General features: G+C 70.0%; 22 protein-coding genes and 1 riboswitch. Of the genes, 16 read left to right on the forward strand and 6 right to left on the reverse strand.

Translation table 11 applies throughout. The features are described from left to right. Window positions 1–60: 60 nt before the first annotated feature. From ACIBMZ_RS23360 to ACIBMZ_RS23390, 7 genes are all read left to right on the forward strand, one after another. Complete coding sequence (locus ACIBMZ_RS23360; RefSeq protein WP_396697117.1) at window positions 61–882, forward strand: cyclase family protein; 822 nt, start codon at window positions 61–63, stop codon at window positions 880–882. Further along, on the forward strand, window positions 879–1,718 hold the full coding sequence (locus ACIBMZ_RS23365; RefSeq protein WP_396697119.1) for a cyclase family protein: 840 nt from the start codon (window positions 879–881) through the stop codon (window positions 1,716–1,718). The genes ACIBMZ_RS23360 and ACIBMZ_RS23365 overlap by 4 nt, the downstream gene beginning before the upstream one ends. Then, complete coding sequence (locus ACIBMZ_RS23370) at window positions 1,715–3,064, forward strand: ABC transporter substrate-binding protein (protein WP_396697121.1); 1,350 nt, start codon at window positions 1,715–1,717, stop codon at window positions 3,062–3,064. Before ACIBMZ_RS23365 ends, ACIBMZ_RS23370 begins: the two co-directional genes overlap by 4 nt. A 133-nt stretch (window positions 3,065–3,197) precedes the next feature. Beyond that, window positions 3,198–4,070, forward strand: a complete 873-nt coding sequence (locus ACIBMZ_RS23375) for a carbohydrate ABC transporter permease (RefSeq protein ID WP_396697123.1) — start codon at window positions 3,198–3,200, stop codon at window positions 4,068–4,070. A 4-nt stretch (window positions 4,071–4,074) separates the two neighbouring features. Beyond that, complete coding sequence (locus ACIBMZ_RS23380) at window positions 4,075–4,959, forward strand: carbohydrate ABC transporter permease (protein WP_396697125.1); 885 nt, start codon at window positions 4,075–4,077, stop codon at window positions 4,957–4,959. A gap of 20 nt (window positions 4,960–4,979) precedes the next feature. Continuing rightward, on the forward strand, window positions 4,980–5,501 hold the full coding sequence (locus tag ACIBMZ_RS23385; RefSeq protein ID WP_396697127.1) for a PPC domain-containing DNA-binding protein: 522 nt from the start codon (window positions 4,980–4,982) through the stop codon (window positions 5,499–5,501). After that, window positions 5,491–6,972 (forward strand): FGGY-family carbohydrate kinase, encoded by a 1,482-nt coding sequence (locus ACIBMZ_RS23390; protein ID WP_396697129.1) that lies wholly within the window; start codon window positions 5,491–5,493, stop codon window positions 6,970–6,972. Before ACIBMZ_RS23385 ends, ACIBMZ_RS23390 begins: the two co-directional genes overlap by 11 nt. Before the next feature lie 115 nt (window positions 6,973–7,087). On the opposite strand, the gene ACIBMZ_RS23395 is transcribed toward ACIBMZ_RS23390, so the two are convergent. Next, the gene (locus ACIBMZ_RS23395) at window positions 7,088–7,708 is read right to left on the reverse strand and encodes a TetR/AcrR family transcriptional regulator (protein ID WP_396697131.1); all 621 of its coding nucleotides are present in this window, start codon (window positions 7,706–7,708) and stop codon (window positions 7,088–7,090) included. A 118-nt stretch (window positions 7,709–7,826) separates the two neighbouring features. On the opposite strand from ACIBMZ_RS23395, the gene ACIBMZ_RS23400 reads away from it, so the two are divergent. From ACIBMZ_RS23400 to ACIBMZ_RS23410, 3 genes are all read left to right on the forward strand, one after another. Continuing rightward, window positions 7,827–8,621, forward strand: coding sequence for an SDR family oxidoreductase (locus ACIBMZ_RS23400; protein ID WP_396697133.1), 795 nt, complete (start codon window positions 7,827–7,829; stop codon window positions 8,619–8,621). 218 nt (window positions 8,622–8,839) lie between these two features. Next, window positions 8,840–9,232, forward strand: a complete 393-nt coding sequence (locus ACIBMZ_RS23405) for an SH3 domain-containing protein (RefSeq protein WP_396697135.1) — start codon at window positions 8,840–8,842, stop codon at window positions 9,230–9,232. A gap of 177 nt (window positions 9,233–9,409) precedes the next feature. Continuing rightward, complete coding sequence (locus tag ACIBMZ_RS23410) at window positions 9,410–9,964, forward strand: alpha/beta fold hydrolase (protein ID WP_396697137.1); 555 nt, start codon at window positions 9,410–9,412, stop codon at window positions 9,962–9,964. A gap of 127 nt (window positions 9,965–10,091) precedes the next feature. Here the strand turns inward: ACIBMZ_RS23410 and ACIBMZ_RS23415 are convergent, their stop codons facing one another. The 3 genes from ACIBMZ_RS23415 to ACIBMZ_RS23425 form a co-directional block, all read right to left on the reverse strand. After that, complete coding sequence (locus ACIBMZ_RS23415; RefSeq protein ID WP_396697139.1) at window positions 10,092–10,457, reverse strand: hypothetical protein; 366 nt, start codon at window positions 10,455–10,457, stop codon at window positions 10,092–10,094. Window positions 10,458–10,660: 203 nt separating this feature from the next. Next, window positions 10,661–11,224, reverse strand: a complete 564-nt coding sequence (locus ACIBMZ_RS23420; RefSeq protein ID WP_396697141.1) for an NYN domain-containing protein — start codon at window positions 11,222–11,224, stop codon at window positions 10,661–10,663. Window positions 11,225–11,630: 406 nt separating this feature from the next. After that, entirely contained in the window at window positions 11,631–13,091 is a 1,461-nt protein-coding gene (locus ACIBMZ_RS23425) for an SDR family NAD(P)-dependent oxidoreductase (RefSeq protein WP_396697143.1), read from the reverse strand. A 363-nt stretch (window positions 13,092–13,454) separates the two neighbouring features. Between ACIBMZ_RS23425 and ACIBMZ_RS23430 the strand changes: the two genes are divergently transcribed. From ACIBMZ_RS23430 to ACIBMZ_RS23450, 5 genes are all read left to right on the forward strand, one after another. Then, complete coding sequence (locus ACIBMZ_RS23430; protein WP_396697146.1) at window positions 13,455–13,826, forward strand: ArsR/SmtB family transcription factor; 372 nt, start codon at window positions 13,455–13,457, stop codon at window positions 13,824–13,826. A gap of 171 nt (window positions 13,827–13,997) precedes the next feature. Continuing rightward, window positions 13,998–14,170: riboswitch (cobalamin riboswitch) on the forward strand. Window positions 14,171–14,199: 29 nt separating this feature from the next. Continuing rightward, entirely contained in the window at window positions 14,200–15,183 is a 984-nt protein-coding gene (locus ACIBMZ_RS23435) for an ABC transporter substrate-binding protein (RefSeq protein WP_396697148.1), read from the forward strand. Window positions 15,184–15,233: 50 nt separating this feature from the next. Next, window positions 15,234–16,244: a FecCD family ABC transporter permease gene (locus tag ACIBMZ_RS23440; protein WP_396697150.1), complete on the forward strand. Its 1,011-nt coding sequence runs from the start codon at window positions 15,234–15,236 to the stop codon at window positions 16,242–16,244. Next, window positions 16,244–17,005 carry an ABC transporter ATP-binding protein gene (locus ACIBMZ_RS23445; protein ID WP_396697152.1) on the forward strand — a complete coding sequence of 254 codons (762 nt, stop codon included), beginning with the start codon at window positions 16,244–16,246 and terminating at the stop codon, window positions 17,003–17,005. Before ACIBMZ_RS23440 ends, ACIBMZ_RS23445 begins: the two co-directional genes overlap by 1 nt. Then, window positions 17,002–17,700, forward strand: a complete 699-nt coding sequence (locus tag ACIBMZ_RS23450) for a CbiX/SirB N-terminal domain-containing protein (RefSeq protein ID WP_396697154.1) — start codon at window positions 17,002–17,004, stop codon at window positions 17,698–17,700. Before ACIBMZ_RS23445 ends, ACIBMZ_RS23450 begins: the two co-directional genes overlap by 4 nt. A 43-nt stretch (window positions 17,701–17,743) precedes the next feature. On the opposite strand, the gene ACIBMZ_RS23455 is transcribed toward ACIBMZ_RS23450, so the two are convergent. Both ACIBMZ_RS23455 and ACIBMZ_RS23460 read right to left on the reverse strand, forming a co-directional pair. After that, window positions 17,744–17,932: a zinc-binding dehydrogenase gene (locus tag ACIBMZ_RS23455; RefSeq protein ID WP_396697156.1), complete on the reverse strand. Its 189-nt coding sequence runs from the start codon at window positions 17,930–17,932 to the stop codon at window positions 17,744–17,746. After that, on the reverse strand, window positions 17,929–18,399 hold the full coding sequence (locus ACIBMZ_RS23460) for a zinc-binding dehydrogenase (RefSeq protein ID WP_396697232.1): 471 nt from the start codon (window positions 18,397–18,399) through the stop codon (window positions 17,929–17,931). Before ACIBMZ_RS23460 ends, ACIBMZ_RS23455 begins: the two co-directional genes overlap by 4 nt. Before the next feature lie 236 nt (window positions 18,400–18,635). Between ACIBMZ_RS23460 and ACIBMZ_RS23465 the strand changes: the two genes are divergently transcribed. Further along, entirely contained in the window at window positions 18,636–19,457 is an 822-nt protein-coding gene (locus tag ACIBMZ_RS23465; RefSeq protein WP_396697158.1) for a maleylpyruvate isomerase family mycothiol-dependent enzyme, read from the forward strand. The last annotated feature ends 153 nt before the right edge of the window (window positions 19,458–19,610 follow it).

The raw sequence follows: 19,610 nt of genomic DNA on the forward strand, positions 1-19,610 counted from the left end.
TGCGCCGGACCCCGGCCGCCGGACCGACGCCCGGACCGCACCGAGAGATAGCGAGGCCCGATGAAGACTGTCAACCTGACGCTGCCGCTCTATCCGTTCATGCCGGTCGGAAACGTCTGGGCCTGGGACTCCCCCTTCCAGCTCACGCCGGTGACGACGCACGGACGGCAGGGTGTCGCGACGCACCACATGAGCTTCCACAGCGAGGCCGGGACCCGGCTCATGCTCGGTGCCTGCTACGACGACGACGCGCCCAGGATCCACGAACTCGACTACGGCACGCTGGTCGACCGCGAGACGGTCGTCATCGACATCCCGAAACAGGCCGGCGAGGAGATCGAGGCCGACGACATCGAGCGCGCCGTCGTGGGCGATCCCGACTACCGCGACGGTGACGCCGTGTTGCTGCGCACCGGATGGGGCGACGACGAACGCTACCGCACGCTCGGTGACGAGTACGCGACCACCACTCCGCACTTCTCGCTGGACGGCGCGAAACGACTGGCGGAGGTGATGACCGAACGCGGCAGCGACCTGATGCTGACCGACTGCGCGTACATCGGCAATCTCGGTGAGGGCTTCATGTTTCCGGAATGGGCCTCCCGCAAGCCGTGGGATCGCCCGCCGTTCCCCTCCCCGCAGGCCCGCACCTACATGCGGCACTACACACCGGAACGCGGCGCCGGTGGCGGCGCTCCGGACTGGGGGTCGTCGGTCGTCCTGCATCTCGCGATGTCACCGGTCGCCGCGGTGGCCAACTGCGGCGCGCTGCGCAGCAAGCGTGTCCGGGTCACCGTCCTGCCCCTGTTCCTCGCGGGAGCCGAAGGAGCCCCGTGCACCGTGCTGGCTGTGGACGGCGACGAGGCGGGAGAGGCCCGATGACCCTGCGCACCATCAACCTGACCCGCCCGATCACCACCGAGTCACCGGCCGGCAGCTTCTTTCCCTGGGAGGCGCCGTACCGGACCGAGGAGATCGCGACGCTGACCCACAACGGCGCGAACCTCTTCCACATCACCATGGGCAGCGGTTCCGCGACCCGATTGCTGGGTCCCGCGCTCGGTTCACCCACCGGAGCCACCGTCGACCAGTTGCCGCCGCAGCGGCTGCTCGGTCGGTCGGCGGTCGTGCTGTCGTGCCAGGCCGGACCGGGCGGCGAGATCGCCGCCGACACCGTCCGTGCCGCGCTTGACGACGCCGACCTGCGTACCGGTGACGCGGTGGTCCTGGCGACGGGCTGGGGTGACGAGCCGGATCGCTTCGGAGAAGCGGCGTACTACCTCGACGGGCCCTACCTGAGTGTCGCGGCGGCACAGCTCTTGGTCGAGCGGCTCGGCGCCAACTCGTCGGATCTGCTGCTCACCGACTGCCTCTACCTCGACCGGCCGGGTGGCGACCACGCCCGGACCGAGTGGACCGCACTACAGCCCTGGCTTCGCCCGTCGTACCCGTCGGACGCCGCCACGATCTATCTCACGCACTACCGGCCGGAGAAGGTGCGGCACGACTGGGCCGCCACCCTGACTCTGACCGAGTCCATCTGGACCGTGGCCGGACTGGTCGGATGTGGTGCCCTCGCCGGGCACCGGATCCGGCTCACCCTCGCCCCGCTCAATGTGCAGGGCGTCGGCGAGGTGCCCTGCACCGTGGTCGCTCAGATGTCCGGCGACGACGGTGCGCCCGACACACCGGTCTTCTCGTCAGGAGAACCGACATGAAGCAATCCTTTCGATCGATAACACGGACCCTCGCGATAGCCCTGACCGCGACGCTGGCCGTCACCGCCTGCGGCGGGGGCGGCGCCGGGAACCAGGGCCCGGAATACACCGGCGACACCTTCGACTGGAAGCGCTACGACGGCCAGTCGATCAAGGTCTACGTGGCCGACACCGGTCAGGTGGAGAGCTTGCGGGCCGGGCTCGCCGAGTTCACCGACCTCACCGGCATCACCGTCGAGATCGAGGGGTCCGACGTCACCAGCTACCGGCAGAACCTGCCGGTACGGCTCACCTCGCGGGCCTCGGACTTCGACGTCATGGCGACCTTTCCCGAGGTCGACGGCCTGCAGTTCGCCAAGAACGGCTGGTACACCGACCTCGGCCCGTACCTGACCAACCCGGGGACCACCAACCCGGAGTACGACTTCGAGGACTTCGGGGCCGGCATCCGCAAGGCGATGACCGTGGAGGAACAGACCGTCACCGTCCTCTGGGAGATGCAGACCGATCTGGTCTACTACCGCAAGGACCTGCTGGAGAAGGCCGGTCTGGAGGTGCCGACCACGTTCGCCGAGTGGGACGCCGCCGCAGCGGCCGTACACGACCCCGGCAACCGGGTGTTCGGTTTCGCACTGCGCGGGATCCCGTACCAGACCACCACACCGTTCTCGTCCTTCCTCTACGCACACTGCGGCGAGTGGGTGACCGACGGCAAGGCGGCGATCAACACGCCGGAGGCGCTCAAGGCGTACGAGGCGTACGGACGACTCGGCACGAAGTACGGTCCGCCGGGCATCGCCGGATTCGACTGGCCGGTGCCCTCCCAGCAGTTCGCGCAGGGCAACGTCTTCGCCTTCCTGGACGTGAACCTGTTCGTCAAGGACCTGGAGGATCCGACGAAGTCCCGGGTGGCCGGCAACGTCGGATACACCACCGTCCCCCGCGCCGACTGCGACGCCGCGCCGTTCATCGGCGGCTGGGGCTACGGGATCAACCCCTTCTCCGAGAAGGGTGACGCCGCCTGGTACTTCATCCAGTGGGCCACCAGCAAGCAGATGAACCTCGACCTGAAACTCACCGGCTGGCCCAGCCCGCGCGCGTCGGCCTGGGAGTCGCCGGAGTTCAAGCAGGCCGACAAGACGCCCGAGTTCACCCAGGTGGTGCTGAGCAGCACCCAGACGGCACGGGCCCGGATGAACCCGCCGGTGACCCCGGGCGTCGAGGCCCGCGAGATCGCCGGACTGGTCGCCAACAAGGGTCTGGAGGGTCAGACCGGCGACGCCCTGAAGCGGACGGCCGACCAGCAGAACGACAAGCTGCAGGGCCTGCTCGACGCGATGCGCTAGTGATCGGCCGCGGCCGGAGGCCACTCCTCCGGCCGCGGACCTCGCAAGGGAGGACCTGGTCCCGATGGCTCCGCTCACCCAAAGCCCCCCACGGGCTGCGCGCAAGCCCCCGCAGCCCGCACCACGCCGCACCTTGCTCGACGTTCTCGACCGATACGACCGGTACATCCTGCCGGCCCCGGCACTGATCGTCGTCGTCGCGATGTTGGCGTTCCCGATCGGATACACCGTCTATCTCAGCTTCCACGAGTGGTCCGGCGGGCTACGGCCACCGGAGTTCGTCGGTCTGGACAACCTGACCCGCTCGCTGACTGACGGCCAGTTCTGGGGCAGCATCTGGCGCACCATCTACTTCGTCACCCTGTCGGTGGGGCTGCAGGTCGTCCTCGGCGTCGGGGCGGCCCTGCTGTTCCACCAGCGCTTCCCCGGCCGAGGCGTGGCCCGCACCCTGTTCATGTTCCCCATGATCGCGACACCGGCCGCAGTCGCCCTGGTATGGAAGATGATGTTCGACCCGACCATCGGCATCCTCAACTACCTCGTGCAATCCGTCGGTGGACCGACCCTGCTCTGGATCAGTGACGCCAACCTCGTCATCCCGGCGCTGGCGATCGTGGACACCTGGATGTGGACGCCGTTGGTGATGCTGATCGTGCTGGCCGGGCTGGCCGCGCTTCCGCAGGAACCGTTCGAGGCGGCCAAGGTCGACGGCGCGGGGCCGGTGCGTACCTTCGTCAGCGTCACGCTGCCGTTGTTGAGCCCGGTCATCCTCGTCGCCGCACTGTTCCGACTCATCGACGCCATCAAGACGTTCGACATCATCAAAGTCATCACGGACGGCGGTCCCGGAACCGCCTCGGAGACCCTCAACCTGTACGCCTTCAAGCAGGGCCTGTCGTACCTGCACTTCGGGTACGGGTCGATGCTGCTGGTCTGGCTGACCCTACTGGTCTTCGTCGTGGCGATCGTCTTCACCCGCCTCCGGGCGCGGACCGACCAGGGGTGAACCGATGTCCGAGACCCTGACCGCCACCCGAGCCACCGCGACACCGCCGACCCGACCGGCGGCCAGACCTCGCCGACGGCGATCGATCCTCGGTCGGATCGCGCTCGCCGTCACCGTCACCGTCGCGCTCGCCCCGGCCCTGTTCGTGTTCTTCTGGATGCTGACCTCGTCGTTCAAGCAGCAGGTCGACATCTACACGATCCCGCCGAAGTGGTTCGACTTCACTCCCACCCTGGACAACTACCAGGCGGCATTGACCCGCACCCCGTTCGCGCGCTACATGACGAACAGCCTGATCGTCGCCGCCTCCTCCAGCCTGCTCGGGCTGCTCATCGGTGTGCCTGCGGCCTACAGCATCGCCCGCTACCGGCAGACGAAGCTCTCGCTGTCGCTGTTGACCGCCCGGCTGCTGCCCGGAGTGGCCTACCTGGTGCCGTTCTTCGTCGCGTTCACCGCGCTGCGAATGGTCGGCACCTACCCGGCACTGGTCCTGTCGCACGTCATCATCACGTTCCCGCTCACCGTCTTCATCATGGTGAACTTCTTCGCCGCCCTGCCCGACGAGGTCCACGACGCGGCCCAGGTCGACGGATGCGGGAAACTGGAGACGTTCTGGCGGATCGCCGTACCACTGACCCGGCCCGGCATGCTCACCGCCGGGATCCTCGCGTTCATCTTCAGTTGGAACGACTTCAAGATGGCGCTGATCCTCTCCGACGGCGACAGCCGCACCCTGCCGGTAGCCGTCTTCAACTTCGTCCACGAGGCGTCCCTGGACTGGGGGCCGATGATGGCCTACGCCTCGATCATCATGCTGCCCGTCTTCCTCCTCACCCTCGCCGCGCAGCGGCACATCGTGACCGGAATGACGATGGGCAGCGTCAAGTGACCAGCACCTCGGGAGGCACCATGACCAGCACCGTCCCCGCCGTCGTCAGCCGCGCCGCCGGCAACGGCCGCGTGATCGCCGCGAGCATCAAGCCCGGCGCCCAGTTGACCGACTCGATCGAGCAGGTGTGCCGCGATCACGGCGTGCACACCGCCGTCATCCTCTCGGTGATCGGCACCATCCAGGAGGTCTACCTGCGCAACCCGCGAGACATCACCACGCTGCCGATCCACCGCGAGCACGAGTTCGCCGACGAGATCGACACCGTCGTGCTGCAACGCCCGATGGAGATCCTCTCCATCCAGGGCAACGTCACCACCCTCGACGGCAAGCTGTGGGCGCACTGCCACGCCCTGTTCTCCGAGGCGGGTGGCAACGTCCGTGGCGGACACGTCTTCCGGGCCACCGTCTGGAGCCAGGGTGAGGTCTTCCTCCAGGAACTGACCGACATCCGCATCGACCGCGAGTACGACCGGGAGGTCACCGGCCTGCCGCAGATCCGTCTGCACGGGTGCGACGCAGGACCAGCCGATGACCGGTGACCCCTGCCTGCTCGGCGTCGACATCGGCACGTCGAGCAGCAAGGGCGTCCTCACCGACCCGGCCGGGGCCGTACTGGCCACCGCGATCCGCCCGCACCGGGTGTCGCGGCCCCGGCCGGGCCACGTGGAGCACGACGCCGAGACGGTCTGGTGGTCGGAGTTCGTCGCCATCGTGCGGGACCTGCTCGCGGCGGCTCCCGGGCCGGTCGCCGCCGTCGCGGTCAGCGGCATCGGTCCGTGCGTCCTGCCGACCACCGAGGAGGGACGGCCGCTGCGGCCCGCGATCCTGTACGGCGTCGACACCCGGGCGACAGCGGAGATCGCCGAACTGACCGACGTCATCGGCGCCGACGAGATCGTTCGGCGCGGCGGCAACCGGTTGACCAGTCAGGCCGCCGGTCCGAAGCTGCGGTGGGTCCGGCGACACGAGCCGGAGGTCTGGGCCGACACCCGTCGGTTCTTCATGGCCAGCTCGTTCCTGGTGTTCCGGCTCACCGGCGAGTACGTCCTCGACCACCACTCGGCCAGCCAGAGCGACCCGCTCTACGACCTGCACCGGCAGTCCTGGATCGACGACCTGGCCACGCAGATCGCCCCGGGGCTGGAGTTGCCGAGGCTGCTGTGGCCTACCGAGATCGCCGGCCGGGTCTCGCGGGACGCCGCACGGATCACCGGCCTGCCCGAGGGCGTCCCGGTCACTGCCGGCACGGTCGACGCCTGGGCCGAGGCCGCCAGCGTGGGTGCCACTCGCCCCGGCGACCTGATGCTGATGTACGGCACCACCATGTTCCTCACCCAGGTGGTGACCGCGCCGGTCGTCCACCCCAGGATGTGGGCGACCACCGGCCTCTTTCCGGGCAGCTTCTGCGTCGCGGGAGGCACCGCCACATCGGGTGCCGTGGTCGAGTGGCTGCGAGAGCTGGTCGGCGGAACCGACTACGCGCGGCTGACGGACGAGGCCGCAGCGGTTTCCGCAGGCGCGGACGGCCTGGTGATGCTGCCGTACTTCGCGGGCGAGCGGACTCCGCTGTTCGACGAGAAGGCGCGCGGTGTCGTCGCCGGCCTGACCCTCGACCACGGGCGCGGGCATCTCTATCGGGCGGTGCTGGAAGCGACCGGCTACGCGGTGCGGCACCACCTCGACGAGATGTCCGGTCTCCTGACGCCACCGGAGCGGGTCATCGCGGTGGGCGGAGGCGCCCGATCGTTGTGGACACGGATCGTCTCCGACGTCACCGGTCAGCCGCAACTGATCCCCGAGCAGACGATCGGGGCCAGCTACGGCGACGCGTACCTTGCGGGCCTCGCGGTCGGGCTGGTCGACCGTGAGGACGAGTGGACACGGTGGGCTGCCCGGGTCGAACCGGATCCGTCGACCACCGACGCCTACGACCGTGGCTACACGGCGTACCGCTCCCTGTATCCGGCGACCCGGACGATCATCCACGACATGACGTCACCGTTCAGATAGGGGCTCGCCGGACCGAACCGGAGGCCGGACTCTTGCCTGCCCGCAAGGTAGGTGGCGGGCGGGGTTCGCTCGGTTTCCCCAGTACCGACGCCCGGTTCCTGGTCTCCTGCCGTGCTCAGGGCCGGTACCGGGCGATCATGGTCTGCACCGCCTCCTCCACGGCCCGCTCGATCGCGGAGCGTTCGGGTGCCCAGTCGGTGAGCAGGAGAGTGGGCCAGAAGACGAAGTTGGAGATCATGCCGAGGAACTGGGTCGCCGCGAGGGTGGGGTCCTCGACCTTCGCGGAGCCGGCGGCGTGTGCGGCGGCCAGGTATCGGCTGACCGACTCGAAGTAAGGCATCTTCCCCTGGCTGAACTGGGCTTCCCCGAGTTCGGGGAAGCGCGGCAGCTCGGCGATGACGATGCGGAACAGGGCGGTCATCCCCGGACGGGTGAGCAGTTCGACGTAACGGTGGCCGATCGCGGTCAGGCCGGTCCGGAGGTCGGTGGCGGACGGGTCCGGGCCACCGGAGTCCTCGACCTTCCAGGAATCGGTCACGATGGCGTCGAAGAGGGCCGCCTTCGTGGGGAACTGCTTGAAGAGGGTCGCCTTCGAGACCCCCGCCGCCTCCGCGATCCTGGCGAGCGAGGTGCTGTCGTAGCCGGAGGCCAGGAACAGGTCGGTGGCGGCCGTGAGGATGGCCGCGCGCTTCTCCTCTGCCACCCGTCGGTGGTACGCCGAGGGTTCGGTGCTCATGGTCCCAGTATGCCTGATGGCGAGGTGAGTCACTTGACTCGGCATGCCGGGCCTCGGTAGCGTCCAGTGGTGAGGTGAGTCGGTCAGCTCACCCAGCCAGCCTTCTCAAGGAGTGCACATGCCACGCTTCGCGCACCAGACCGCCCTGATCACCGGCGGCACCGGCGGACTCGGCGAAAGCCACGTACGCGCCTACCACGCCGAAGGCGCCAACGTCGTCATCGGCAGCACGACGGGTGGTCTGAGCAAGGCCACGGAGCTCGCCACGGAACTGGGTGAACGTGCCCTCGCGGTCCACCTCGACGTCACCAGCGAGGACGACTGGGCCGCCGCCGTCGCCGCCACCGAGCAGACCTTCGGCGCGTTGACGATCCTGGTGAACAACGCCGGTGTCCAGAACTCCGCCGTCACCATCGACGCCACCGACCAGGCCCGCTGGGACCGCACCTTCGCGATCAACGTGACCGGCCAGTTCCTCGGCATCAAGACCGTCGCCCCGGCGATGCGGCGGGCCGGCGGCGGCTCCATCGTCAACATCGGATCGACCATGGCGTACGGGGGGACCGCGCTCTACGCCTCGTACGTCGCCAGCAAGTGGGCGACCAGAGGCTTGACGCTGAGCGCCGCCCTCGAACTGGGCCGCGACAACATCCGGGTGAACACCATCCACCCCGGCGTCATCTCGACCAAGCTGATCCACGAACCGGCCGCACCGGGTGAGCGGCCCATCTCGGACTTCTACGACCCGAAGCCGTTCGCGATCCCCCGACTCGGCGCCCCGGCGGACGTGAGCGCGGCACTGCTCTACCTGACCTCACCGGAGGCATCCTTCGCCACCGGCACCGAGCTGGTGCTCGACGGTGGCCTGCTGCTCGGCCCGGCGCTGCCGGTGGGTGTCGCCGGAGCCGCCTGAAGACATCCGCACGTACGGCCCGTGTCGCGATCACGCAGGGCTGGCCCTTGGTGGTGACGGCTGAGCAGCGTGCGGTCGGCCGCGCCGGTCCCGATAAATGACTGTGATCGATGTCGATGCGCCTTCTAGGGTGAGGCCACTGGGTATATCGCCGCCGTTCTCGCTGCTGCGGGCAGTCGCCGTATGGGCGGGGACGACCACGAGACAGGGAGTGGCAGATGAAACTGACCACAGCCGCACGCCTGACCGCGTGCGCCGTGGCCCTCGGCCTGCCGGTCGTGACCGCCGGCCCGGCGATCGCGCAGGCCGCCCCGCAGACCGCGACAGAATCGACCACGGCGATGGCACCGCGCTGCGGCTGGCTACCCGGCGCCAACGAGCCGTACAGCGTCGGTTTCTCGGGCGCCGGAATCCGCCTGCGCAGCGGCCCGTCGACGACCTGCACCGTGCTGGGCCTGGGCTACGTGGGCCAGAGCGTGACCCTGCGGTGCGGCGCGGTGGGCGACGACGGATGGGGCTGGTACTACGTCAGGAACAACAGCACCGGCGTCACCGGCTTCGTCCGCGGTGACGGCCTGACGGGCGTACCGATCTCCACCCTGGCCTGCTGACCACGGCGGAGGCCGGTACCGGCCTCCGGGCTGCGGCGGACACCTGCCCGCCGCAGCCCGCCGCCTGCCTGATCCGGCGACCAGAGTCCGGCAGGTCGGGCTTCGCGTCAGGGCCTCGGAAGATTGAGCCGGTGCAGTCTCGCCCGGTCGGCGAGGGAGAAACCATGGATCGAGGGCATGGAGGAGGTGCTCGGCAGCGACTTCTACTTCGTCCACTTCAACCGGCAGCCGGGCGTCGCGGACGCCGTGTTCGAGGAGAACACGTACCAGTTCCTCCGGAACCTGTACCGCAAGGACGTGCCCCTCGCGGAGCCACCACCCGGCACCACGTTGATCGACCTTGCCCGGATGGAGACCCCGCCGGGTGAGCCTGTCATGAGCGACAGCGAACTGGCGGCCTTCGTCTCCGCCTTCGAATCGACAGGCTTCACCGGCGGTGTGAACTGGTACCGGAACCTGGACCGCAACTGGCACCTGCTGGCGGACGTGGATCCCGTCATCCGCCAGCCCACCCTCATGATCTACGGCGATCGCGACACGGTGGCACGGTCTGAGAGCCTGGCAGAGTACGTGCCGAACGTGAAGGTGGTCAGCCTGGACTGCGGTCATTGGATCCAGCAGGAGAAGCCGCAGGAGACGAACCAGGTGATTCTCGCCTGGCTCGGCCGGCCGGATGAGCCGCCCACTACCTGCGGAGTGTCACTCTCTCGTCACCGTGGACCGGCCGACTGACGGCAGAACGCAACACGGCCACCGCTGTGCCGCCTTCGAATCGAATTCGGTGGACCGTGAGTGACGGCGCTGGCGGTGGTTCGGTGGGCTGCCCTGGCGGCCAGCGGCCTGTCGAGCAGGCGGTCGGTCAGCGGCGACCGGTGGCCAAGGCGACGAGGTACTGCCCGCCGCCCGCGTCGACGCTCGCGGTCACCGGCAGTCCGGGCACCAGCCGGGAGAACCGGTCGACCAGCCATTCCGCCGCCTCCTCGGCATCCTCTCGACGTGGACAGCGGGCGACCAGTTCGCGGCCACCCTTGCGTTCGAGTCGCTCGGCGACGGCGATCAGCGATGCCGGTTCCACCACGTGCAGACGCTCCGGCCAGGCAATGACCACCTTGACCGCGCCTTTGCGGGTGTTGCAGGCACGATGCGCGAGCCGCTCGGCGACCCGGGCCTTCTTGTCGGCGGTACGGCTGTCGACGCTGGGACCACGCGGGTCATTCACCGACATGTGGGGGTCGACCGACTCGTCGCAGACCCAGCATCGCCAACCGTCACGCCTCGCGACGTCATCGAGGGAACTCATCCGAGCAAACTAGCCTGGCAGCCCTCGGCGAACGGCAGCACGGGCCACGGCGAGCACCAGGTGGGGCCGGCCTGTCGCGGCTTGTCCGCCGTGACCTGGTGCTCGCCGTCAGTCGGATGCCGTCCGGCCTACAGGAAGCGCTCCGGGTCGAAGTCGTCGAGGTCGATGATGCGAACCCGAGGAAGCACGTTGGTGAAGCAGCCCGCGTCCTCCTCGAGGTCGAACACCTGCAGGCCCGGCAGCTCGGCGAAGCCGGCGTTGAGGAACTCCTTGAACCCGACGACCGCGACCTGATGGTCACCGTGCAGGAGCTCCCCGATCTGCGGTAGGAAGTCGCCGTCGTGGCTGGCGAGCATCACGTTGCCAGGGCGTCGGGCGATAGCGTCCAGCGTTCGCTGGATGCCGATGTCCACCACCTTCTGCTCCGACGATCCGGCGAGCGGGATGGGCCGGTATTCCATGCTCAGGAGGGCCCGGACGAAGGGCATCGGCAGACCGCCACCCGAGGCGTTGAGGAAGAACAGCCCCTTCACCGGCCGCTGCCACGTGTCCCGCGCGAAGTCCCGCAGACGCTCCCACCGCGGTCGCTCCGCAGGTGCCGGTCGGCGCTCCAGAACACTGTTGCCGAGAGTGGCATCGATGTTCTCCCCGTCCACGATGAGGTACGTGACGGGCTCCGTCGTATCGGGCATAGGAGTACCTCTCGGGTCGAGCAGCGGGCGCGGGCCGGTCGAGCCCGAGCGTTGACGTGCCTGCGGAAGCTGTGCTCGTGGTCAGGGTATGCCTACCAGCGAGGGGGGACGGCATCGGCGTGGATGCGGCGGGGTCCTCGCGGGGCTTCAGACGGCCTTCTTCCACGTCACCAGGACGCTGACGATGACGTCGAGCACCAAGGCGAGGAGACGATGTACGCGGTGAGGACTCGTTCCTCTCAGCCGGCCTGGGGGCCGGAGGCGTCGGGTGACCGGAACCTGACGTCGGCGCCGCCACCCGGCGGGCGGCTGGCCGCCGGGTGGGGGAGGGCATGGGCGGGGTGCCGCGCTGTGCGGCCGGGCCTTCGAGCTGCTTGGCGGAGGTTGTCCCCGGGGTCAGCGCCGATCACCAGGCGCAGGGCGCGTAGTCCTTGAGGAAGCAGCCGTACAGGTCCTCGCCCTGTTCGCCGCGGACGATCGGGTCGTAGACCCGGGCCGCGCCGTCGACCAGGTCCAGCGGGGCGTGGAAGCCGTCCTCGGCCAGCCGCATCTTCGTCGGGTGAGGCCGTTCGTCGGTGATCCAGCCGGTGTCGACGCTGGTCATGAGGATGCCGTCGGCCAACATCTCCTGGGCACTGGTCCGGGTCAGCATGTTCAGCGCGGCCTTGGCCATGTTGGTGTGCGGGTGACCTGCCCCCTTGTAGCCGCGGCCGAACTGGCCCTCCATCGCCGACACGTTCACCACGTACTTGCGGCGGGCGGTCGCTGCGGCCATCGCCGGTCGCAGTCGGCTGACCAGTACGAACGGCGCGGTCACGTTGCACAGTTGCACTTCGAGCAGTTCGACCGGGTCCACCTCGTGCACCCGCTGCACCCAACTGTTGACCGGGTCGAGGTCGGGCACCAGACCGCCGGCGTCGATGGCGTTGGCTGCCGCGATCCGTTCCGGTGAGGCGGAGCCACTGGTCAGCGCCAGCGCGGTGAGCGCGTGTGGCGTGATGGTGGGCGAGGTCGGTGCCGCGATCAGGCTACCCGCCGGTTCGCTCCGGCCGGCAGGTTTGGCGAAGGTGATCATCTCCGGTAGCGGACCGTCCGGCAGGGCCGCCGCCTCTGCGGCGACGAGATGCGCGTACGCCGCGGGCGTGCGGCGGACGGTCTGCGCCGCGTTGTTGATCAGGATGTCGAGTGGTCCCTGGTCGCTGACCGAGTCAGCGAGGGCGATCACCTGGGCGGGGTCGCGCAGATCGATCCCGACGATCCGGAGGCGGTGGAGCCAGTCCCCGCTGTCGGGCATCGCGGCGAATCGACGGACCGCGTCGTGGGGAAATCGGGTGGTCACCGTGGTGTGCGCGCCGTCGCGCAACAGCCGCAGTGCGATGTACATGCCGATCTTCGCCCGGCCGCCGGTGAGCAGCGCGCGCCGACCGGTCAGGTCGGTACGGGCGTCGCGGCGCTCCCGGTTCAGGGTGGCGCAGGTCGGGCAGAGCTGGTGGTAGAAGGCGTCCACCTCGCGGTAGCGCTGCTTGCAGATGTAGCAACCACGCGGCTTGTGCAGGACGCCGGCGGTGGCACCCACGGTGGGGGAGACGAGCGGGTTGCCCTGGGTCTCGTCGTCGATGCGGCCCGGGGCACCGGTGGCGGTGGCTGCTGTCACCGCGCGATCGGCTGCCGCGATGGCATCCCGTCGGTCCTCACGTCGCCGTTGCTTGATCATTTTGTAGAGCTTCGCGGTGGCCCGCTGCACCCGCACCACGTCGGGATGATCGGGAGGCAGATCCTCCAACGCCTCGAAGACGCTGAGACAGGTCTCCAGTTGGGTCGGGTCAATGCGGTATTGACCGTTCTTCGCAATCTTGTCCGCCGTCATGCCGTCGATGTCCCGTTCCCTGCGCCGGATCCGTCCGGTCGACCCCACGTCCGACCCGGAACTGTACGCACCGGGCGGGCTCCGACGCATCCCGCGCCTGTTCGCCGGCCCGAAGACCGTCGCCACCCGTGACCCTCCGCGATGGAGGCACCGGCGACGCAGTCGCGCAGCGCGACGATGAGCGCCTCGATGTCGTCTGCGCCGAGCCCGGTGTCGCACCGCAGGCGGAGGTACTTGCCTGCCTCCGAGGAGTTCACGACTCCCCCCGGCGGGGGTACGGCGATGTCCGGTGGCGGGCAGCCGCACGAACTCCGGGTGATCCTGCCCTCGTTCACCAGCGGATCGACGGGGTGTGCTGCAACGATGCAAGGCGTGGGAACTGTGAAGACTGCGCCGCCCGCCATCTCGCCCCTCGCCGGCGAGCCGATCAAGCGTGCCGACGCCGAACGGCTCGCGGGGGTGCTGAAGGCGTTCGCCGACCCGGCCCGGCTACGACTGCTCAGCCTGATCCAGTCGGCTCCCGAGGGAGAGGCGTCGGTCAGCGACCTCACCGAGCCGCTCGGACTCTCCCAGCCGACCGTCAGTCACCACCTGCGGATCCTCACCGAGGCCGGCCTGCTCGAACGTGACAAGCGCGGCGTCTGGGCGTACTACCGCCTGGTGCCGTCCGCGATCGCCGCGGTCGCCGACCTGTTGACCCCACCGCGCAAGCGAGCAGCGAAGAAGTCTCGCTGAGTTCGTCTCTGATCCAGGCGGTGCCGGCACCCCACCACCGCTGTGACACCGGGACCCCAGACGTTTCGAGGCGTCCTGGTGCGACACCGACGCTCGGTTGCACCGTCCGCCTGAACCCACGTGCACTCCCGACCATGATCTAGGCCACGGTGACGGTGCTGCCTGCTTTGGTTAGGGTGGCCTCGCCGTGGTGTTCGGGAAGCCGGTGTGAGACCGGTGCGGCCCTCGCCACTGTGATCGGGATGCTGGAGGCCACGCAAGGTCACTGGGCGTAAGCCTGGGAAGGCCGGCCACCGGCGCACCACCCGTCAGCCAGGAGACCGGCCACGGCACCCGTACGACCGTCCACGAGGTGCTGGAAGGTGGTCCCGCTATGCGGTTCCCTGCGTCCTGGCGCGTTGCCGCGCCGCTCTCCATCGTGCTCGCCCTGCTCGGCGGATGCGCCACGACCGGCGACAGCGAGCCGGCTGCCACGGCCTCCGCCGCCGGGCCCGTCACACTCACCAACTGCGGCACCCCGGTCACGGTCCCGGGCCCTCCGGCGCGGGCGGTGACGATGAACCAGTCCGCCACCGAGATCATGCTGGCGCTCGGCCTGCATGACCGGATGGCCGGCACCGCCTACCTCGACGACGAGGTGCTGCCCGAGTACGCCGCCGCGTACGCGCAGGTGCCCGTGCTGGCCAAGGAGTACCCGTCGAAGGAGAAGCTGCTCGACCTCGCCCCGGACTTCGTCTACGCCTCCTTCTCCAGCGCGTTCGGCGACGAGGGAGCAGGTGACCGCGCCGATTGGCAGAAACTCGGCGTGACCACGTACCTCTCCACCGCCGGCTGCCCGAAGGACACCCGGCCGGCGAAGCTGGCGATGGACGACGTGTTCACCGAGATCCGGGAGATCGCCGCGATCTTCGGCGTCGCGGAGCGGGCCGAGACGCTGATCGCCGACCAGAAGCAACGCATCGCGGACGTGTCGGCGGGTGCGAAGGGCACGCGGGTGCTGTGGTGGGACGGCGGCAACGACGCGCCCAGTGCCGGCGCCTGCTGCGGCGGCCCGGCCATGATCATGTCTGCGGCCGGGGTCACCAACATCTTCGACGACCTGACCGGCAGTTGGGCCGACACCAACTGGGAGGCCGTCATCGAGCGCGACCCGGACGTCATCGTGCTCGTCGACGCGAGCTGGGACACCGCCGCCGCCAAGCAGGCGTTCCTCGAGAAGCACCCGGCGCTCAAGGACCTGCCCGCCGTCAGGGACAAGCGGTACGTCACCGTACCCTTCTCCGCCACCTCCGCCGGCGTGCGCAACGTGCTCGCCGTGGAGGCACTGGCCCGGGGCGTCGGCGGGATGAGCAACTGACCACCGTCACCACCCGGCCGGCACCGACCCCGCCCAAACCGACCCGGACGGTGCGACCGGCCGCCGCCGTGGTCGTACTCGCGGGTGTCCTGCTGTTGTCGGTGGCCGCGGCCGTGACGGTGGGGCCGGCAGACCTCTCACTGGGCACCGTGTGGCGGGTCGTCACCGGTCATCTCGGCCTGGCCAGTTCCGACGTGCCGCTGCTGCGCGACCACATCGTGTGGGAACTGCGGCTGCCGAGGGTCCTGGGCGCCGCCATGGTCGGGGCCGGCCTCGCCGCCTGCGGCGCCGTCATGCAGACCGTCACCCGCAACCCGCTCGCCGACCCGTACCTGTTGGGTGTCTCCTCCGGCGCGTCGCTGGGGGCCGTCGCCGTCCTCGTCCTGGGACTCGGCGCGGGCGCGGCGGCGCTCACCGGGGGAGCGTTCGTGGGGGCGCTCGCCGCGTTCGCCGTCGTGGTCGCCGCCGCCGGCCGGCGAGCGGTGCTGCGACCCACCCGGGTGGTGCTGGCCGGCGTCGCCGTCGCGCAGATGTGCGCCGCGCTGACGACGTTCGTGATCATCTGGGCGGCCCAGCCGCACGCGACCCAGAGCATCACCTTCTGGCTGTCCGGCTCGCTCGCCCGCGTGGACTGGACCGCCCTGGCGTGGGCGACGCCGCTGCTCGCGACGGGGTTCGCCGTGATCCTCCGGTTCGCCCGCGCGCTCAACGCGTTCGCGTTCGGCGAGGAGGCCGCCGCCGCCCTCGGCGTGGACGTGCGGCGTGTCCGATGGCTGCTCCTGGTCACCACGGCGCTGCTGACCGCCGTGCTGGTCTCGATCAGCGGCGCGATCGGGTTCGTCGGGCTGATCCTGCCGCACGCCGTGCGGCGGTTCACCGGCCCCGATCACCGGCGGCTGCTGCCGGTCGTCGTCCTCGCCGGAGCGATCTTCCTGATCTGGGTGGACACCGCGGCCCGGACCCTGTTCGACCCCCGCGAGCTACCGGTGGGCGTGCTGACCGCCCTGATCGGGGTGCCCGCGTTCGTGCTACTGCTGCGCCGAGGGGACCGGAGCACCTGATGCTGGAGATCCACGACGTCTCGTGGTCGGTGCCGGCCGCTCGACTCCTCGACGGGGTGACCTGCTCGGCGCCGCGCGGCACCCTGGTCGGACTGCTCGGCCCCAACGGGTCCGGCAAGACCACCCTGCTGCGGGTCGTCGCCGGGTTGATCGCCCCCGGATCCGGAACCGTGACCGTCGCCGGCGACGACGTGGCCGGGCTGCCGCGTGCCACCGCCGCACGACGGATGGCCCTGCTCGCCCAGTACGCCGAGACCGACCTCGACCTGACCGCACTCGACGTGGTACTGCTCGGCCGCACTCCGCACCGCCGCTCCCGCTGGTCGGACACCGACACCGACCGGGCCGCCGCCGCCGACGCCCTCGACCGCGTCGACATGACCGGCTACGCCCACCGCCGGTGGCAGACGCTCTCCGGTGGGGAACGCCAGCGGGTCCAACTCGCCCGGGCACTGGCCCAGGAACCGCAACTGCTCCTGCTCGACGAACCCACCAACCACCTCGACATCGGCCACCAGCTCCAGTTGCTGGGCCTGGTCCGGCGCAGCGGCGTCACCACCCTCGCCGCACTGCACGACCTCAACCTGGCCGCGATGTTCTGCGACCTCGTGGTGGTGCTGCGCCAGGGCCGGGTCGTCGCCTCCGGACCCCCTGCCGAGGTGCTGACGCCCGCGCTGCTCGCCGACGTGTACGCCGTGGACGCCGACGTCGCCCTGCACGACGGACGCCCGGTCATCACCTACCGGGCACCGGTGGCATGAACGTCCTGCTCGTCTCGCGCGGAGCGACGCACCACGGCGGCCACGACGCGATCCACCACCTCGCCGCGCAGGTCGCCGAGGCCACCGGCGTGCCGGTGCGGGCCTGCTTCCTCGACGGCGCCGAACCATCGCTGCACACCGCCCTCGACGCCGTACCGGAGCACGGAGAAGTCCTGCTCGTGGCCGCGCACCTACCGCCCGACCGGTACCTCGACACCTGGCTGCGCCGCGCGGTCGCCCACTGGCGTACCACCCGGAGTCGGCAGGTACGAGTCCTCCTCGCCCCACCACTGGCGACACGCCCCGCGCTGGTCACCGCCGTCAGCGACGCCATCACCGGCGAACACGCCACGCTCGACGGCAACCCCGGACCGTTCCGCAGCCCGGCCTGGTCACAGATCACCCGACACCGCCGACACGTACTGCTCTGCCGTGGGCCCCGCTGCACCGCGTACGGCGCCGGCCAGGTCGCCGCCGCCCTCGGCAACCGCCTCAAGGAGCACGGCCTCGGCGACGACGACGTCCTGGTCACCCCGACCGGCTGTCTGTTCCCCTGCAACCTCGGCCCGCTCGTCGTCGTCTATCCCGACGACACCTGGTACGAGCACGTCGACGCGGACCTCGCCGTCCTCATCGCCGACGGACACCTGCGCGACGGCGCACCGATCGACGGCGGACGCCGCCGCGACTCGTGACCGCGAAGCCACGGCCCACCCGCCCGCAGGCCTGCTCCGGCACTCAGATCAGCAGCAGGGTCTTCCCCACGGCGGTACGGTTCTCGATCGCGGCGTGCGCGTCGGCGGCACGGTCCAACGGGAAGGTCTGCCCGATGACCGGCCGGACGACCCCCGCCGCCTGGGCGATCATCTGCTCGACCCACCGCACCATCTCCGACCTGAAGCCGGACAACTGCGCGATGCCGATCACCTCGATGCCCCTACGGTGTGCCTCGGCGGGCTCGACGAGCGTGCCCCCCGCCGCTGGCGGCGCCGTGCATCGAGAAACGGCCGCCGCGGGCCGTCCCCTCGAACGCGGCCCGCCCGATCTGACCGCCGACACCGTCGAACACCACATCCGGTCCGGCACCGCCGGTCGCTTCGCGTGGTCCAGTCCGGTTCGGAGTAGTCGACCACCACGTCGGCGCCCAGTTCCCGGACCACGTCGAGCTTCCGCGAGCCGCGGGCGGCTCCGACCACCCGCGCCCCGGCCGCACGAGCGAGTTGCACCAGCAGACTCCCCACCCCACCCGCCGCCTCGACGAGGACCCAGTCGCCGGCGTCGATCCTGGCGTGCTCGGTCAGCCCCTGCGCCGTGCTGCCGTCGCTGAACAGGGCGGTCGCCTCCGGCAGACCCAGGCCGTCCGGTACCGGAAACAGGACTCCGACCGGTGCCACCGCCCGCTCGGCGAAACCGCCGGGGCCAGGACTCGCCGCCCCCGCCAAGCCGGATCCACCTGCGCTCCGACCGCGCTCACCAGCCCGGCCACCAGACCCGGTGACGTGGTGGCGCTGTCCGCGGCCTGACGCCTCTCATTCGTTCGAGGGCTGTCGATCAATCGTATGACCGTCCACAATGGTGCAACGTGTCGATCCCGAACCGGTCGTCGGTCCGCTCGTCGAGAGGTGATCCGTTGTCTGATCTTGTGCTTACCGAGAAGCGTGGTCTGACCACCGGCCCGGAACCGATCGGCGCCGCACTCCAGCGACAACGGGCGAACTTCCTGCGCCTCGTCATGCGCCTCGATCCGGCGGGCTGGACGGCGAGAACCCGCTGCACCGAGTGGTCGGTGCACGACGTGGTCCGACACGTGGTCAACGTGGCAGAGCTGCACGTCGCGCTGCTCAGCGGCAGCCCGGAGATCGCACGGTTCCTGCGTCACGGGCCCATCCACCCCGCCCGCACACCGGCGCTGTGGCTGGCGGACTCGCCGAAGCAGAGCCCGGACCAGACCCTGCGGACCCTGGGGGAGTTGGTCCAGCGGGAAGGGGAACTGTTCCAGGCGCGGGCCGCCGGACCGGAGGGTCCCTTGCTGCCGGCACCGAGCGGACGCCACGTGCACTGGTCGACGCTCTCCCTGCACATGCTCTGGGACGCGTGGATCCACGAGCGGGACGTGGCGCTGGCGCTCGGGTCGGAGCCGGAGTCGAGGATCGAGGACTTCCCGCTGGTCACCATGTACGGTCTGCTGATCGCCGGGGGGATCGGCGTGCTCACCGGCAACCCGCCGGCCACCACGCTCGCGCTGCGGGCCAGTATCGAGTCGCGGTACGAGATCGGTGTCGCCGAGGACGACGTGTTCGTCGCAGCGGGTGGTGTCGACGATGTGCAGGGGCACGGTACGGCCGACGATGTGCTGGACAGCCTCACCGGTCGTGAGCCGGATCTCGCCCTGGCGCTGACGGCCCCGGCCCCGGTCCTCGCCTCCCTGGGTGGACTTCGCCAGGTGATGTGACGGCGTGCCGTGTGGTGCGAACACTCTCACCTCCTGATCAGCGGTAGCGGCCTGCGCGGCGGCCCGGTCTTCCGCCCAGCACAAGGTGTACCGCCAGCCGATCTTCGGGAGCTGACGGACGGGACGTCGTGGTGAGTGGCGCCCCGAGCGGTG

The organism is Micromonospora sp. NPDC049900, assembly GCF_044461025.1.
GTDB lineage: Bacteria > Actinomycetota > Actinomycetes > Mycobacteriales > Micromonosporaceae > Micromonospora.